The following is a 14,731-nucleotide window of genomic DNA, read 5'->3' on the forward strand; positions in this document are numbered from 1 at the left end:
CAGAAGGAGCCGGTGTGCTCGGGCATCGTCTGGATCCCCGCTTTCGCGGGAATGACACATATAATTCAACTTATATGTGACCGAATCACTTCAAAAGTGACTAGGGTGCCGGCATGCCTCATGCGCCCTTTGTTCCGCTTCGTATCTTTTCGTCCTTCACCATGCTCGATGGCGCGATCGAGCCCAAGAAGATCGCGGCGCGCGCGCGTGAGCTGGGCTTTCCGGCCGCGGCGATCACCGATCGCAACGGGCTCTACGGCGCGATGGCCTTTTCGGATGCGTGCAAGGGCGCGGGGGTCCAGCCGATCATCGGCGGGATGCTGTGCGTCGCGCGGCCCGACCTGCCCGACGGCGTCGAGCCGATCTTCGACTGGCTGGCGCTCTATGCGCAGGACGAACAGGGCTATGACAATCTCTGCGCGCTCGTCTCGGCAGCGCATCTCGACCGGCCCGTCGAGCAACAGGCGCATGTGCGGTTCGAGGCGCTGGAGGGGCGCACCGACGGCCTGATCGCGCTCACCGCGGGCGCCGAGGGCGGGTTGACCAAGTTGTTGGCTGAAGAGCAGATGGCGCGCGCCGAAGGCTATGCCGACCGGCTTCAGGCGCTGTTTCCCGACCGTCTCTATATCGAGATCGTCCGCCGGCTCGACGAGTGCGAGGGCAAGGCCGAGCCGCATCTGCTCGATCTTGCCTATGCGCGCGACATTCCGCTGGTGGCGACCAATCCCTGCTGCTTCTCCGACGCGGGCTTCCACGCGGCGCATGATGCGATGCTGTGCATCGCGGGTTCCTCCTATGTCGAAAGCGACGACCGCAAGAAGAGTTCGCCCGATGCGTGGCTGAAGCCCGCCAAGGACATGAAGCTGTTGTTCGACGATCTGCCCGAGGCGCTGGCGAATACGCTTGTCGTGGCGCAGCGCTGCGCGGTGATGGCGCCCAAGCGCGCGCCGATCCTGCCGAGTCTTGCAGGCGACCGCGATGGTGAGGCGAAGAAGCTGCGCGAGGATGCCCATGCGGGTCTCGAAGCGCGGCTCGAAAAGGCGGGCATCGCCGACGACGAGGCGCGAAAGACCTATTTTGACCGGCTCGACTTCGAGGTCGGCATCATCATCCAGATGGGCTTTCCCGGCTATTTCCTGATCGTCGCCGACTTCATCAAATGGGCGAAGGACAATGACATTCCGGTGGGGCCGGGCCGCGGATCGGGTGCGGGCTCGGTGGTCGCCTGGGCGCTCACCATCACCGATCTCGACCCGATCAAGCTGGGTCTGCTGTTCGAACGCTTCCTCAACCCCGAACGCGTCTCGATGCCCGACTTCGACATCGACTTCTGCGAAACCCGTCGCGAAGAGGTGATCCGCTACGTCCAGCAGAAATATGGCCGCGATCACGTCGCGCAGATCATCACCTTCGGCCGATTGAAGGCGCGCGCGGTGCTCAAGGATACGGGGCGTGTGCTCCAGATGAGCTATGGGCAAGTCGATCGCCTCGCCAAGCTCGTTCCGAACCATCCGACCGACCCGTGGACGCTGGAACGCACGCTGGAAAAGGGCGGCGTGCCCGAGTTCCGGCACGAATATGAAACCGACAAGGAGGTCCGCCGGCTGGTCGATCTCGCGATGAAGCTCGAGGGGCTGCCGCGCCACAGCTCGACACACGCCGCGGGCGTGGTGATCGGCGACCGTCCGCTCGACCAGCTCGTACCGCTCTATCGCGATCCGCGCTCGGACATGCCCGTCACGCAGTTCGACATGAAATATGTCGAGGGCGCGGGGCTGGTGAAGTTCGACTTTCTCGGCCTCAAGACGCTGTCGGTGTTGCAAAAGGCGGTACAGCTGCTTGCCAAACGCGGGATCACGGTCGATCTGGCCGCGCTCGAATGGGATGATCCCAAGGTCTATGAGCTGCTCCAGCGCGGCGACACTGTCGGCGTGTTCCAGCTGGAATCGGAGGGCATGCGCCGCACGCTCGCCGCCGTCCGCCCGTCCAATTTCGGCGACATCATCGCGCTCGTTTCGCTCTACCGGCCGGGCCCAATGGACAACATCCCGATGTTCGGTGCGCGCAAGAACGGCCGCGAATCGATCGAATATCCGCACCCGATGCTTGAGGGCATCCTGTCGGAGACCTACGGGATCTTCGTCTACCAGGAACAGGTGATGCAGGCCGCGCAGATCCTTGCGGGCTACAGCCTGGGCGACGCCGACCTCCTGCGCCGCGCGATGGGCAAGAAGATCAAGGCGGAGATGGACGCGCAGCGTGCGCGCTTCGTCGATGGCTGCGCGAAGAACGACATCAGCGCCGAAAAGGCCAACGAGCTGTTCGATTTGATCGACAAGTTCGCGGGCTATGGGTTCAACAAGAGCCATGCCGCGGCCTATGCGCTGCTCGCCTATCAGACCGCCTGGCTGAAGGCACACCACGCGCCCGAATTCTTTGCGGCGTCGATGTGCTTCGACATGGCACTCACCGACAAGCTCGGCATTTTCGTCGAGGATATGCGCAAGCTCGGGATTCCCTGCCTGTCGCCCTGCATCAATGCGAGCGAGGCCGAATTTTCGGTGGAAGACGGCCCCGAGGGACTTTCGGTGCGTTACGCGCTCGCCGCATTGAAGGGCGTGGGCGAGAAGGCGATGGAATCGATCGTCGCGGAGCGCGTTGCCAAAGGGCCCTATGCGTCGCTCGACGACTTTGCCGATCGTGTCGATCCGCGCGCGCTCAACCGGCGGCAGATGGAAAGCCTTGCCGCGGGCGGCGCGTTCGATGCGATCAATTCCGATCGAGCGGGCGTGTTCGCGGTGGTCGAGACGATGCTCGCGGTCGCCTCGCATGCCGAGGAGCAGCGCACCAGCGGGCAGGGCGGGCTGTTCGGCGGAAACGAGGCGAAAGCCGCCGCGATTCAGATCCCGCAAAGCGCGCACTGGACGCTCGCCGACCGGATGGCGCAGGAAAAGGACGCTTTCGGATTCTATTTCTCGGCGCACCCGATCGATCGCTATCGCCATCTCGCCGATGCGCACGGCGCGCGCAGTTATGCCGCGCTCTGTGCGCAGGCCGCGCCCAGCGAGGCGACACGTTCGCCGGGCATGATGGCCGGGCTGATCGAGGATGCGCGCTGGCGCACCTCTGCGCGCGGCCGGCGCTATCTGATGGCGACATGTTCGGATGCCTCGGGCCAGTTCATCGCGACCTGCTTCGATGACGACGTCGCCAAGGATCTGGAGGATGCGGCACGCGAGAATGGTTGCGGCCTGCTGACGGTCGAGCTCGATCGCCGACCCGGCGAGGAAAACCCGCGCGTAACGGTCAAGCGCATCCAGCGCTTCGAACAGCTTGTCGGCAATGTCCGGCTGATGCTGGAAGCAACGGTCGACGATCCCGCGACGATCGCGCTGCTCGCGAACCTTGTTGCGGGCGCGCGGGGCAGCCGGGGCGAACTGGTCATCAACGCGCAGATGGCCGATGGCGCAAGCGCGCGCGTGCTGCTCGGGCGCGACTTCATGCTCGATGCCGAGCTTGCGGCGCGGATCGAGGCGCTTCCCGGGATCCTCGCGGTATCGCTGCGATCGGCCGATCAGCCGCGGCTTGCGCTCGTCTCCTGAGCGCGCCGGTTCCGCGCATGCCAGCCTTGCCGTAGCGTCAGTTCGCGGCGCTGGATTCCCGCGGGTTTTCGGGTAATCTTCTCGTCAAATACGAGGGTCCGAACACGGAGCCCGCGCTATCGAGGAGAGTCATTGATGCTTGGTGGAATGCAGGATTTCGAGCTGCGCGTGCCGCGACTGATCGACTATGCGGAGCGCGAGCACGGCGACCGCGAAATCGTGAGCTACTGGGCCGACGGCACGACGACGCGCACCAACTGGTCGGGGATCGCACGCGATGCGAGGAAGCTGGCACAAGCACTTGAAAAACTTGGCATGAAGCGCGGAGACCGCATCGCCACGCTGGCGATGAACCATAGCCGCCATCTCGTCGCCTGGTATGGCGTGATCGGGATGGGCGGGGTGATCCACACGATCAATCCGCGGCTGTTCGACGAGCAGCTGGTCTATATCGCCAACCATGCCGAAGATCGCGTCCTGCTTTATGACAAGGCTTTCCAGCCGATCGTCGACCGGCTGAAGCCGGAGTGGACGAGCATCGAGCATTTTGTCTGCTTCGATTCGGACGGGCCCGACAGCTTCGAGGCACTGATCGCGGCCGAGGATGGCGACTATCAATGGGCCGAGGGGCCCGAGCGCGAGCCCTGCATGCTCTGCTACACCAGCGGAACGACGGGTCATCCCAAGGGGGTGCTTTACGAGCATCGCTCCTCGGTGATCCATGCCATGGCCGAGGTCGCGCCCAATGTGTTCGATCTGTGCAACCAGTCGGTGGTGCTGCCGATCGTGCCGATGTTCCACGCCGCGGCCTGGGGCCTGCCCTTTGCGGGCGCGGTGGCGGGCGTGAAATTCGTCTATTCGGCGGTCAATGACGGCGCGGTGCTGTGCCGGTTGTTCAATCAGGAGAAGGTGACGCATTCGGCAGGCGTGCCGACGGTCTGGCTCGCGATGTTCCAGCATATGGACGCGACGGGCGAGACACCCGAGCATCTGAAGCTGGTGACCATTGGCGGGTCGGCCGCACCGCGCGCTATGATCGAGCGGCTGATGGGCATGGGCATCCGCGTCGGCCATGCCTGGGGAATGACCGAAACCTCGCCGATTGGCACGATGGGCGCGCCGACCTGGAACTGGGAGGAAATGGATTTCGAGGCGCGCGTCAATCAGGTCGCGAAGCAGGGGCGCGTGCCCTTTGGCGTCGAGCTGCGCGTGGTCAATGAGGATGGCGCGGAGATGCCGCGCGACGGCGAGAGTTCCGGACGCCTCCAGATCCGCGGGCCGTGGATCATCAAGCGCTATTTCCAGGACGAGAAGGGCGACTGCGTCGAGGCCGGAAACTGGTTCGACACGGGCGACGTCGCGGTGATGCACCCGTGCGGGACGATGCAGATCACCGACCGCTCGAAGGATGTGATCAAATCGGGCGGCGAATGGATCAGTTCGGTCGAGCTCGAAAATGCCGCGGTGGGCTGCCCCGGCGTCGCCGAGGCGGCGGCGATCGGCATCTATCACCCCAAATGGGACGAGCGGCCGCTGCTGCTGATCGTGCGCAAGCCCGGCGCCGAGGTCTCCGCAGCCGAGATCAGCGCCTATCTTTCGGACAAGGTCGCGAAATGGTGGCTGCCCGACGAAATTCTCTTCGTCGACAGTCTGCCGCATACCGCGACGGGCAAACTGCTCAAGACCGCGCTCAGGACGCAGTTCAAGGACCACAAGCTGCCATCGGCCTCGGCGGCGGCCTGAGGCGTGGGCGCGGTTCCGCCGCGTTCCTCACGGCCTGCTTGCGGTGCAGTTGCGGCGGTAAGATCCTCCCCGTTACGGGGAGGTGGCAGCCCGAAGGGCTGACGGAGGGGCTGCACTGAATTTGCGGGTTTCGCGCCAGCCCCTCCACCACGCTGCGCGTGGTCCCCCTCCCCGTACCGGGGAGGATTCCAACGTCCGCTTACACCCGACATAGCCCCCATCGCCGGCCCCTTCAGAACAGGCTCAACTGATCCCCTTGCGGCGGACGGAACAGGTCGTGCCGCAGCGGGGGGCGTTCGTGCTGGTTGAGGCCGTTCTTGCGGCAGGCCAGCTTGAAGCGCGTGCGGAGCAGTTCGGCCCAGGCGCCCTGACCGCGCATCCGGCTGTTGAAGCCCGGATCATTATCGCGCCCGCCACGGATCGACCGGATGATCGACATCACCTTGCCCGCGCGTTCGGGGAAATGTTCGTCGAGCCAGGCCTTGAACAGCGGCGCCACCTCGAATGGCAAGCGCACCGGGATATAGGCGGCGTGGGCCGCGCCCGCTTCCGCCGCGGCCTCGAGCAGATGTTCCACCTCATGGTCGGTGATCGCGGGAATGACGGGCGAGATCGAGACGGTCACGGGCACGCCGGCATCGGCGAGCGCCTTGACCGCGGCAAGCCGCCTGCGCGGGGCGGGGGCACGCGGCTCGAGCGTCATCGCGACCTTCGGATCGAGCGAGGTGATCGAGACCATCACCGATACCAGCCCTTTCTCCGCCATGGGTGTCAGCAGGTCGAGATCGCCGAGCACGCGGTCGGATTTGGTGGTGATGAGCAGCGGATGGCTGGTCTCCGCGAGCACTTCGATGCACTGGCGGGTGATGTGCCATTCGCGCTCGATCGGCTGGAAGGGATCGGTGTTGGTGCCCATCGCGATCGGCGCGACGACATAGCCCGGTTTCATCAGCTCCTTGCGCAGCAGCTCGGCGGCGTCGGGTTTGGCAAACAGCTTCGTCTCGAAATCGAGGCCCGGCGACAGGTCATGAAAGGCGTGGGTGGGGCGCGCGAAGCAATAGATGCAGCCATGCTCGCACCCCCGATAGGGGTTGATCGAGCGATCGAAGACGACATCGGGCGAGGTGTTGCGCGTCAGGATCGTCCGGGGATGCTCTACGGTCACGGTCGTCCGCAGCGGGGGCGGGGCGCCATCGAGCGCCTCGCGATCGTCAAGCCAGTCGCCATCGACGATGCGCTCGGGCAGGTTGAAGCGGCCGCTCTCGCGGTTGAGCGTGGCGCCGCGCGCAGGGCGGAGCTTCGAATCCATGCGCGCATGATGCGCCCGCATTCGGAACATATCAAGAACAAATGCGCCGGGTTGCGCTGTCAGCGCTCCATCAGTCGCGGCATCAGTTCGACGAAATTGCAGGGCTTGTGGCGGCTGTCGAGCTGGCTGGCGAGAATGCCGTCCCAGCCGTCCCTGACCGCGCCCGTCGAGCCCGGAAGCGCAAAGATATAGGTGCCGCGCACGACGCTTGCGGCCGCGCGCGACTGGATCGTCGAGGTGCCGATCGTCTGGTAGCTGAGCCAGCGGAACAGCTCTCCAAAGCCCGGAATATCCTTGCCGCCCAATCGTGCCAGTGCTTCGGGGGTGACGTCGCGCCCGGTGACGCCTGTGCCGCCCGTGGTGAGGATGCAGTCGACCGCGGGATCGTCGACCCAGGCGTGGAGCCGCGCGACGATGGTGTCGATGTCGTCGCGGACGATCGCGCGATCGGCGAGATTGTGCCCGGCACCCGTCAGCCGCTCGACGAGCAGGTCGCCCGAGGTGTCCTCATCGGGGCCGCGCGTGTCTGAGATGGTCATCACCGCGATATTGACCGGACGGAAGGTCCGGCTCTCGTCAATCGGCACTTTGCGTCCTGTTCGCCGCGTCCATGCGCACCGCGGTCACGCCGCGAAGCCCGGGGAAGCGCGGCCACATGCCCTGTGCCATCGCCGCCAGGCTGGCCGATTTCTCGCCCGCATTGCGCTGGTACATCCAGTAGTTGCGCAGCACGATCGCGACATAGCCGCGCGTTTCCCAATAAGGCAGCGATTCGATGTAGAGCAGCGGATCGCCGCGATCGATATTGCGATAGTTCCAGTCGCGCACCGGCGCGGGCCCCGCATTATAAGCGGCGATCACCTTGGGCAGCAGTCCCTGCGTCCCGTCGAAATCGCGGAGATATTCGAGATAGCGCTGGCCGAACTCGATATTGGTCGACGGATTTGTCAGCGCCTCGCGCGAAAAGTCTCCGCCACGATCGCGCGCCATGTGGCGTGCGGCGGCGGGCATCACCTGCATCAGGCCATAAGCACCCGCAGGGCTCACGACGTCGCGGCGGAAATTCGATTCCTGAAGCGCGTGCGCGAACACCAGCGATTTGTCGACGCGCCAGCCGCCATCGGGCGTCCAGTCGGGCGCGGGATAGCGCGCGCTTGCGGTCGGCTGTGCGCCGCTGGGACCGTTATGCGCGAGCCAGATCTGCGTTTCGGGCAGGTTGAGCCGCGCGGCGAGGTCGCAGAGCGCGGCATGGTCGGCGCGCGTGCCGATCCGCGCCTGATGCCGCAGCGTTTCGTCGGCCAGCTTGTACTCGCCGATCTCCCCGAGCGCGATGGCTGCGCGGACATTGCCGAGCTTCGAGATGCGCTTCCAGTCGGCCGAGAGCGGATCGGGCGCGTTATCGTTCATGCCGAGCGTCTGCGCGGCGAGCAGGCCATAGAAAGTCTCGTCATTGCGCGCTGCGCTGCGCAGCAGCGGCTGGACCTTTTCAGGCTCGCCACTGGCCATGAAGGCGCGCGCTGCCCAGAACTGGCCCGCCGCGCGGAACTCGCTGTCCTGCCCACGCGATGCGACAGCCTGGAAGGCCGCGGCCGCAGCCTTGAAATCCTGCGCGCGCCAGCTTGCCAGTCCGACGACCCAGTCAGCCTGCGCGGCCCATTCACCGATGCCGCGCTGTGCCTTGGCGGCAAGCATGCGCGCAGCCTGATCGTTGCCGACGATGTAATGCGACCATGCAATGCGCTGCTGCCATTCGGTCAGCGCCTGCGGAGTGAGCTGGCCTTCGACCTCGCTGAGAAGCGTCTCGGCGGTGACGGGATCATTCTCCTTGATGAGCGGAAGCACCCGTGCGCCCAGCGCATCGGAGACCGGATCGCCCCTGGTCGCCGCCGCGCGCGCGCGCAACGGCTTGCCGCCCAGCCAGACGAAGCGCTGGCTTTGCGGAATATCGGGAAGCGCCGTTGCGCCGCGCGTGGTTGCCAGCCGTCCGATCTGTGCCGCCTTGGGCATGTCGGGCGCCTCCGACAGCAACGCCATCAGCGGATCGAGTTCGGTCTTGGGCGAGCCCTTGGCGAGGTAAAGTTCGGCGCGCGCGATCGGCGTGAGCAACCCGTCCTTTGCCGCATCGAGGCGGGCGGCGGCTTCGGGCCAACGGCCCGCGCGAATATCGGTGAAGACCGCGCGATAGAGTTCGCGCTCCGAAGAAGAAAGCTGTTGCGGCGCCTGTTCGCGCGACGCCTTGCGCGCCGAAGCCTGAACGCCCTCGTTGGCGGCGATCGCGGGATGCGCTGAAAACAGCAGCAGCGCGCCAGCAAGAACGGGTATCAGCTTCATTCCATTCCCTCGATAAGCAACCGCAGATCGCGCCAACTGTCCGCCTTGCGTTGCGGATTGCGGAGCAGGAACCGGGGCGCAAATGTCGCGACGACCTCCATATTGACCCCGCCATGGTTAACGACGTGTAACCTTCCGCGCGCCGCTACCAAATCCAGCCCGAGAACCGCACGGCTCGCCGCCTGACCCATCAACAAGAGTCGGCGGGGATGGACGAGTGCGACATGATGTTTCGCAAATGCACCGATCGCTTCGACGCGCTGGGCATCGATCCCGCCGCTTATGGGGCGTTCCAGCGTCAGCGAGGCCAGCCAGATCGTCTCGCGATCACGGCCGATTGCCGCCAGCATGCGATCGAACAACCGGCCGGAATCGTCCGAGAGCAGCGTGCCTGCGTCAGCATCGCCCTGTTCGGGCATGTCGACCATGATCATCAGTGGCGATGAAACATCGCCCGAGGGAAAAATGCGGCGTCCTTTATGCGAGCCGTCGGGCAGAACATCCGACTCTTCCAGCCAGGCGCGAAAGGCGGGCATGGTATCGGGTGTCGCGGGAGCGGGGGGCTGATGCGCGGCCTCAACCGACGCTACGGCAGGCACGCGCGGCTCGGCGAGCCAGTTGCGCGGCGCCTCGTCGACAAGCATGTCGACGCCGGCATCCTGCCACCAGCCGAGCACATTCAATGCTGCGTGCGTATCCACGATTTCGGCCCCCGCTTCCATCGCGATCACTAGAGTCAGAGGTTGACGGCGGGGTCAATCTGAATGCACGGGCATTATGACAAAGCGTTGTCGGGGCGCGATGACAGGAACCTCAGCGCACCGGACATGGAGGGAAGCGGAAGATGAGCGAACGGGAATCGATGCCCTATGACGTCGTCATCGTGGGCGCCGGGCCGGCCGGCCTGGCGGCGGCGATCCGACTGAAACAGCTGGCAAATGAAAAAGGCAGCGAACTGTCGGTCTGCGTGCTCGAAAAGGGCTCCGAAGTCGGCGCGCACATCCTTTCGGGCGCGGTGGTCGACCCCAAGGGACTCGACGAACTGCTGCCCGACTGGCGCAATATGGGCTGCCCGATGGCCGAGACGCCGGTCACCGAGAATCATCACTGGGTGCTGACCGCGACGGGCAAGTTCGAGATGCCCCATATCATGATGCCCCCGTTCATGAACAACAAGGGCACCTATACCGGCTCGCTCGGCAATCTCTGCCGCTGGCTCGCCGAGCAGGCCGAGGGCCTGGGCGTCGAGATTTTTCCCGGTTTCGCCGCGGCAGAGGTGCTGTTCAATGAGGACGGATCGGTCAAGGGCGTCGCTACGGGCGACATGGGCGTTGCGCGCGACGGCACGCACAAGCCCGATTACCAGCCCGGCCTCGAACTCCACGCCAGATACACCTTCTTCGCCGAGGGCGTGCGCGGTCACCTGACCAAAGAGCTCAAGCGGATCTTCGATCTTGAAGCGAACTGTGAGCCGCAAGTCTATGGTATCGGGCTGAAAGAACTCTGGGACATCGATCCCGCAAATCATGTGCCCGGCCGCGTGATCCACAGCCAGGGCTGGCCGCTCGACGACGCATGGGGCGGGGGCTTCCTCTATCATCAGGCCAATGGCCAGGTCGCGCTCGGCTTCGTCGTCGCGCTCTCCTATTCGAACCCGCACCTCTATCCCTTCCAGGAGTTCCAGCGCTGGAAGACGCACCCCGAGATCAGGAAGATCCTCGAGGGCGGCAAGCGCGTGTCCTACGGCGCGCGTGCGATCAACGAGGGCGGCTGGCAGGCGGTGCCCAAGCTGGTCTTCCCCGGCGGCGCGCTGATCGGCTGTTCGGCTGGTTTCGTGAACGTGCCGCGCATCAAGGGCAGCCACACCGCGATGAAATCGGGAATGCTCGCGGCCGAGGCGGCGTTCGAGGCGATCGCCGCCGACCGCGCGGCTGATGAATTGTCGAGCTATCCTGATGCGCTCCATGCCAGCTGGGTCGCGAAAGAGCTGAAGATGGTGCGCAATGTCGAGCCATCTGTGTCCAAATTCGGCAGCTTTTTCGGCACGCTGTTCGCAGGGCTGGACATGTGGATGCGCTATCTGAAGATCGGTCTGCCTTTCACCTTCGGGCACAAGCCCGACCACACCAGGCTCCACCGCGCCGATCATGCCAAGAAGATCGAATATCCCAAGCCCGATGGCGTGTTCAGCTTCGACCGGCTGTCTTCGGTGTTCCTGTCGAACACCAACCATGAGGAAGACCAGCCCTGCCATTTGACGCTGAAGGACCCCGAGGTTCCGATCAGCTACAATTTGCCGCTCTATGACGAGCCCGCACAGCGTTACTGCCCCGCGGGCGTCTATGAGGTCGTCGGACAGGACGAGGGCAATCCGCGCTTCCAGATCAACGCGCAGAACTGCGTCCACTGCAAGACCTGCGACATCAAGGATCCGACGCAGAACATCAACTGGGTCGTGCCCGAGGGCGGCGGTGGCCCCAATTACCCCAATATGTGAATGAAAAAGCCCGGCCTGCACGAAGCGGGCCGGGCTTTACGATAGCGGCGTACGGTCAGTCGTGCGCCCGCGGTCAGGGAACCCATCGCAGCCTCACCGGTTCTGAACGGTTGAGTCGGCGCCAAAGCCGGCGAAGTCGATGGAGATTGTCATGCGTGCACCGGTCCTTCACGGAATCACCGCAGCGTTGCTCATCACGACCCCCGCATTCGCCCAGGCGCAGTCAGCCGCCCAGCCCGCAGCGTCGACGCAACCGGTGCAGCGTCTTTCGCTGGCCAACTCGCCCGCGATACGCGCAGGCGCCGCCACCACGAACCGGAACCGCGCCTCGGACGGCAATTGGGGTTGGATCATTGGCGGCGTCGCGTTGGCCGCGGGCGTGATCTATGCCCTTGTCGAAGTTGAGGGCGACGATGACGACGATTTCCCCGCCAGCCCGTGATTCACGCTGCTGTCGCAAACGCCGTTTGATAACGATCAAGGTCCGGCCCGGGATCGTGGTGCATTGATCGCAACACCGCCCTGTCTGATGCGGACAGCGACGGATTGACCGGGGTCAGCCGCAATGTGCCGGTGATGTCACCGTGCGACGATGCGGGTGCGGATCGTTTGAGTTCGTTGAAGGTCTGGCAACAGGGAGCCCCTACACCCGGGTCGCAAAGGAGATTGGAGCCCCCCGCTGCCAATCCGGCTGGGTCACCTAGCCGGTAGTGGAGTAATGACAGGGTTGGCTTCGATTGAAAAGTAATAATCATGCACCGCTTCAAATTTTCCTAGTATTGACACCTGTGTAAGATCGACATTCATTCGCCGCGTCTTCGATTGTGACAATAGTGTCGAAGCATCTCCTGAAATTCATTGTATAATTCACGCGGGTCGGATCGGGGCAACGATTCGGGGCGGTAACGATTCCGAAGTGATGGATCGTAAATTTACGTAGGGCAAATCTTGTATCGTCACCGGTGTCATAACATCATGTGGCGTTCTTGCTGGCATAGCTGACGATCTCGAATTCGATTCCGTCATGGTCGAGGAAATAGAATCGTCGACCCGGGGCATAGTCTCCATGCCCGAAGGAAATGAGACCGGCTGATTTAACTTTCGCCTCAATAGCATCGAGGTCGTCCACAACTATGCCGACATGGTTCAGCGGCTGACCCTTGGCAAAGGCTTCGCGCGCAGAGGCATGATTGGCGGTGTAGAGCGCCAGATAGGAGCGATCGTCGCCGACATGGATCGTGCGCCCGCCATCGATGGCAGGGCCCTGCCAACGGATATGCCATCCGAACAGCTCGGCCATGAGCCCCGCCGTGCGCTCGGGGTCGCTGACCGTCAGATTGACGTGCTCGATGAAGGTGGAGGGCATGTACGGGTCCTTTTCCAGGCGTGAATGGAATGCCCGCGACTCGTACAACTTCAAGTGAACTTTAGATCAAGGGCAATTCGCCAATGGTTTTGCGACGATGAGGCGAGCCTCACGCGGCGCTTGCCTGTGGGGCGTCGCCATGGTGTATGCTGGGCGTGGCCCGCATTTCTGCGGCTGCCGCGTCGGAGTACCCCGCTGGATGTTCGCCCGGATGTTCGCCACGTCGACAAGCCTGGTCGCGCCCGCGTTGATCGCGGCGAGCCTGCTGTCGTCACCAGCCGTCGCGAACCGGCCCGACGCGGAGGCAATGGCGCATTATGTCCGCGCGCGGCTGGCCGACAATGCGGGCGAGCCGATCGCGGCCGCCTCTGGCTATGCCGCGCTGCTGGTTGCCGATCCCGGCGATCTCACCATGGCGCTGCGCACCTATCGCGGTGCGCTGGCGGCAGGCGATTCGGCGCTTGCGCTCGACGCCGCGCGGATCCTCGATGCCCGCGGCGCGCTGCCTGCGGACGGGCGGCTGATGTTCTTTGCCGAGGCATTGTCAGCGGGCGACTGGAGCGGCGCGCGCGCCGCCATCGCGACCATGGAGAAGGAGGAAACCTTCGCCTTTCTCGCGCCCATGTTGCGGGCCTGGACCAATTTCGGTGCGGGCGATGGCGCCACGACCGATCTGCTGAGGGCGCGCACGACGAGCGCGCTCACCTCGGCCTACAGGGGCGAACAGGAGGCCCTGCTGCTGCTCGCGCAGCGCAAGGCCGATGAAGGCGCCACGAGTTACAGGGCGCTGACCGCGATCGGCGGGGGGGCGTCCGAGGTTGCGATCCGGATAGCCGTGGCGGGCCGGCTGACCAAGCTGGGCGAACGCCGGACTGCGCTGGACCTGCTCAATGGCAATGATCCGACGCTGAAGGCCGCACGCGCACTGCTCGCGAACCACAAGAAGCTGCCCGGCGGCGTGACCAGCCCGGCAAAGGGTGTGTCGCTGTTGTTCGCGCGACTGGCCGAAGATATCGGGCGGCAGGATCTGCCCACGCCCATCGGCCTCTCCATCGCCCGGATCGCGCTGACGCTCGACCCGAAGAGCGACGTCGCGCTGCTGCTCGTTGCCGAGATGATCGCCGCGAAGGGAAATGCCGAGATCGCGTTGCCGCTGCTCGACCGCATAAATCCCAAGGGGCCATGGACCGCGGCCGCGCGCGATACGCGAGTGCAGATTCTCGTCGATGCCGGCGAGCCGCAGCGCGCGCTCGAAACCGCGACCGCGGCGACGCTGGGGCGTGACGCGACCGTTGGCGATTTCACCCGGCTGGGAGAGCGTTACGCCGAGTTGAAGCGGCATGGCGAGGCCGCGGCTGCCTACGATCAGGCGCTGGCCATGGCCGAGAAGACGGAGGATGGCGCGGGCTGGGCGCTCTGGCTGCTCAAGGGCAGTGCGCACTATGAAGCCGGCGACTGGCCGCAGGCCAAGGCCGCGCTGACGCGCGCGGCCGAACTTGGCCCCGAACAGGCGGTGGTGCTCAACTATCTCGGCTATGCCAAGCTCGAATATCGCGAAGATCTGGAGGAGGCCGAACGGCTGATCCGGCGGGCAAGCGAACTGGCACCGCAGGATCCCGCGATCACCGATTCACTCGGTTGGGCCTATTTCATTCGCGGCAACATTCCCAAGGCGGTCGAGGCGCTGGAGCGCGCCGCCGCCGCGGTGCCCGACGAACCGACGATCAACGAGCATCTGGGTGACGCATACTGGGCCGCTGGGCGCAGGATCGAAGCGCGCTATGCCTGGACCGCTGCCAATGTGAATGCCGACGGGCATGTCGCCGAGCGGATCAAGGCCAAGCTCGATATCGGGCTCAAGCCCGAAAACGCCGCGCCCTGAA

General features: G+C 64.7%; 10 protein-coding genes. 5 read left to right on the forward strand and 5 right to left on the reverse strand.

Going from position 1 to position 14,731, the window contains the following annotated elements:
* Positions 1–113 precede the first annotated feature (113 nt).
* Positions 114–3,602, forward strand: coding sequence for a DNA polymerase III subunit alpha (gene dnaE / locus MKI88_RS08735; RefSeq protein ID WP_241630888.1), 3,489 nt, complete (start codon positions 114–116; stop codon positions 3,600–3,602).
* Between the two features lie 135 nt (positions 3,603–3,737).
* On the forward strand, positions 3,738–5,345 hold the full coding sequence (locus tag MKI88_RS08740; protein ID WP_241630890.1) for a long-chain fatty acid--CoA ligase: 1,608 nt from the start codon (positions 3,738–3,740) through the stop codon (positions 5,343–5,345).
* A 232-nt stretch (positions 5,346–5,577) separates the two neighbouring features.
* Here the strand turns inward: MKI88_RS08740 and MKI88_RS08745 are convergent, their stop codons facing one another.
* The 4 genes from MKI88_RS08745 to MKI88_RS08760 are packed head-to-tail and all read right to left on the reverse strand — an operon-like array spanning position 5,578 to position 9,686.
* Positions 5,578–6,654 (reverse strand): PA0069 family radical SAM protein, encoded by a 1,077-nt coding sequence (locus MKI88_RS08745; RefSeq protein WP_241630893.1) that lies wholly within the window; start codon positions 6,652–6,654, stop codon positions 5,578–5,580.
* A gap of 59 nt (positions 6,655–6,713) precedes the next feature.
* A complete protein-coding gene (gene moaB, locus MKI88_RS08750; protein WP_241630895.1) occupies positions 6,714–7,241 on the reverse strand; it encodes a molybdenum cofactor biosynthesis protein B in 528 nt (175 codons plus the stop codon).
* Positions 7,231–8,985 carry a lytic transglycosylase domain-containing protein gene (locus MKI88_RS08755; protein WP_241630897.1) on the reverse strand — a complete coding sequence of 585 codons (1,755 nt, stop codon included), beginning with the start codon at positions 8,983–8,985 and terminating at the stop codon, positions 7,231–7,233. The genes moaB and MKI88_RS08755 overlap by 11 nt, the downstream gene beginning before the upstream one ends.
* The gene (locus tag MKI88_RS08760) at positions 8,982–9,686 is read right to left on the reverse strand and encodes a uracil-DNA glycosylase family protein (RefSeq protein WP_241630900.1); all 705 of its coding nucleotides are present in this window, start codon (positions 9,684–9,686) and stop codon (positions 8,982–8,984) included. Before MKI88_RS08760 ends, MKI88_RS08755 begins: the two co-directional genes overlap by 4 nt.
* A gap of 143 nt (positions 9,687–9,829) precedes the next feature.
* Here MKI88_RS08760 and MKI88_RS08765 point away from each other — a divergent pair, with 143 nt between their 5' ends.
* Both MKI88_RS08765 and MKI88_RS08770 read left to right on the forward strand, forming a co-directional pair.
* Positions 9,830–11,482 (forward strand): electron transfer flavoprotein-ubiquinone oxidoreductase, encoded by a 1,653-nt coding sequence (locus MKI88_RS08765; RefSeq protein ID WP_241630902.1) that lies wholly within the window; start codon positions 9,830–9,832, stop codon positions 11,480–11,482.
* Between the two features lie 151 nt (positions 11,483–11,633).
* Positions 11,634–11,924, forward strand: a complete 291-nt coding sequence (locus MKI88_RS08770; protein WP_241630904.1) for a hypothetical protein — start codon at positions 11,634–11,636, stop codon at positions 11,922–11,924.
* A 531-nt stretch (positions 11,925–12,455) separates the two neighbouring features.
* Here the strand turns inward: MKI88_RS08770 and MKI88_RS08775 are convergent.
* Complete coding sequence (locus tag MKI88_RS08775; protein WP_241630906.1) at positions 12,456–12,848, reverse strand: VOC family protein; 393 nt, start codon at positions 12,846–12,848, stop codon at positions 12,456–12,458.
* 211 nt (positions 12,849–13,059) lie between these two features.
* Here MKI88_RS08775 and MKI88_RS08780 point away from each other — a divergent pair, with 211 nt between their 5' ends.
* Positions 13,060–14,730 (forward strand): tetratricopeptide repeat protein, encoded by a 1,671-nt coding sequence (locus MKI88_RS08780; protein ID WP_241630908.1) that lies wholly within the window; start codon positions 13,060–13,062, stop codon positions 14,728–14,730.
* The last annotated feature ends 1 nt before the right edge of the window (position 14,731 follow it).

Source organism: Sphingomonas sp. LaA6.9 (genome assembly GCF_022601895.1).
Taxonomy (GTDB): Bacteria; Pseudomonadota; Alphaproteobacteria; order Sphingomonadales; family Sphingomonadaceae; genus Sphingobium_A.

Excerpts from the sequence above, each read along its gene's own strand:
- dnaE (WP_241630888.1), top strand. The coding sequence starts at position 114 with ATGCCTCATGCGCCCTTTGTTCCGCTTCGTATCTTTTCGTCCTTCACC.
- MKI88_RS08740 (WP_241630890.1), top strand. The coding sequence starts at position 3,738 with ATGCTTGGTGGAATGCAGGATTTCGAGCTGCGCGTGCCGCGACTGATC.
- MKI88_RS08745 (WP_241630893.1), bottom strand. The coding sequence starts at position 6,654 with ATGGATTCGAAGCTCCGCCCTGCGCGCGGCGCCACGCTCAACCGCGAG.
- MKI88_RS08755 (WP_241630897.1), bottom strand. The coding sequence starts at position 8,985 with ATGAAGCTGATACCCGTTCTTGCTGGCGCGCTGCTGCTGTTTTCAGCG.
- MKI88_RS08765 (WP_241630902.1), top strand. The coding sequence starts at position 9,830 with ATGAGCGAACGGGAATCGATGCCCTATGACGTCGTCATCGTGGGCGCC.
- MKI88_RS08770 (WP_241630904.1), top strand. The coding sequence starts at position 11,634 with ATGCGTGCACCGGTCCTTCACGGAATCACCGCAGCGTTGCTCATCACG.
- MKI88_RS08775 (WP_241630906.1), bottom strand. The coding sequence starts at position 12,848 with ATGCCCTCCACCTTCATCGAGCACGTCAATCTGACGGTCAGCGACCCC.
- MKI88_RS08780 (WP_241630908.1), top strand. The coding sequence starts at position 13,060 with ATGTTCGCCACGTCGACAAGCCTGGTCGCGCCCGCGTTGATCGCGGCG.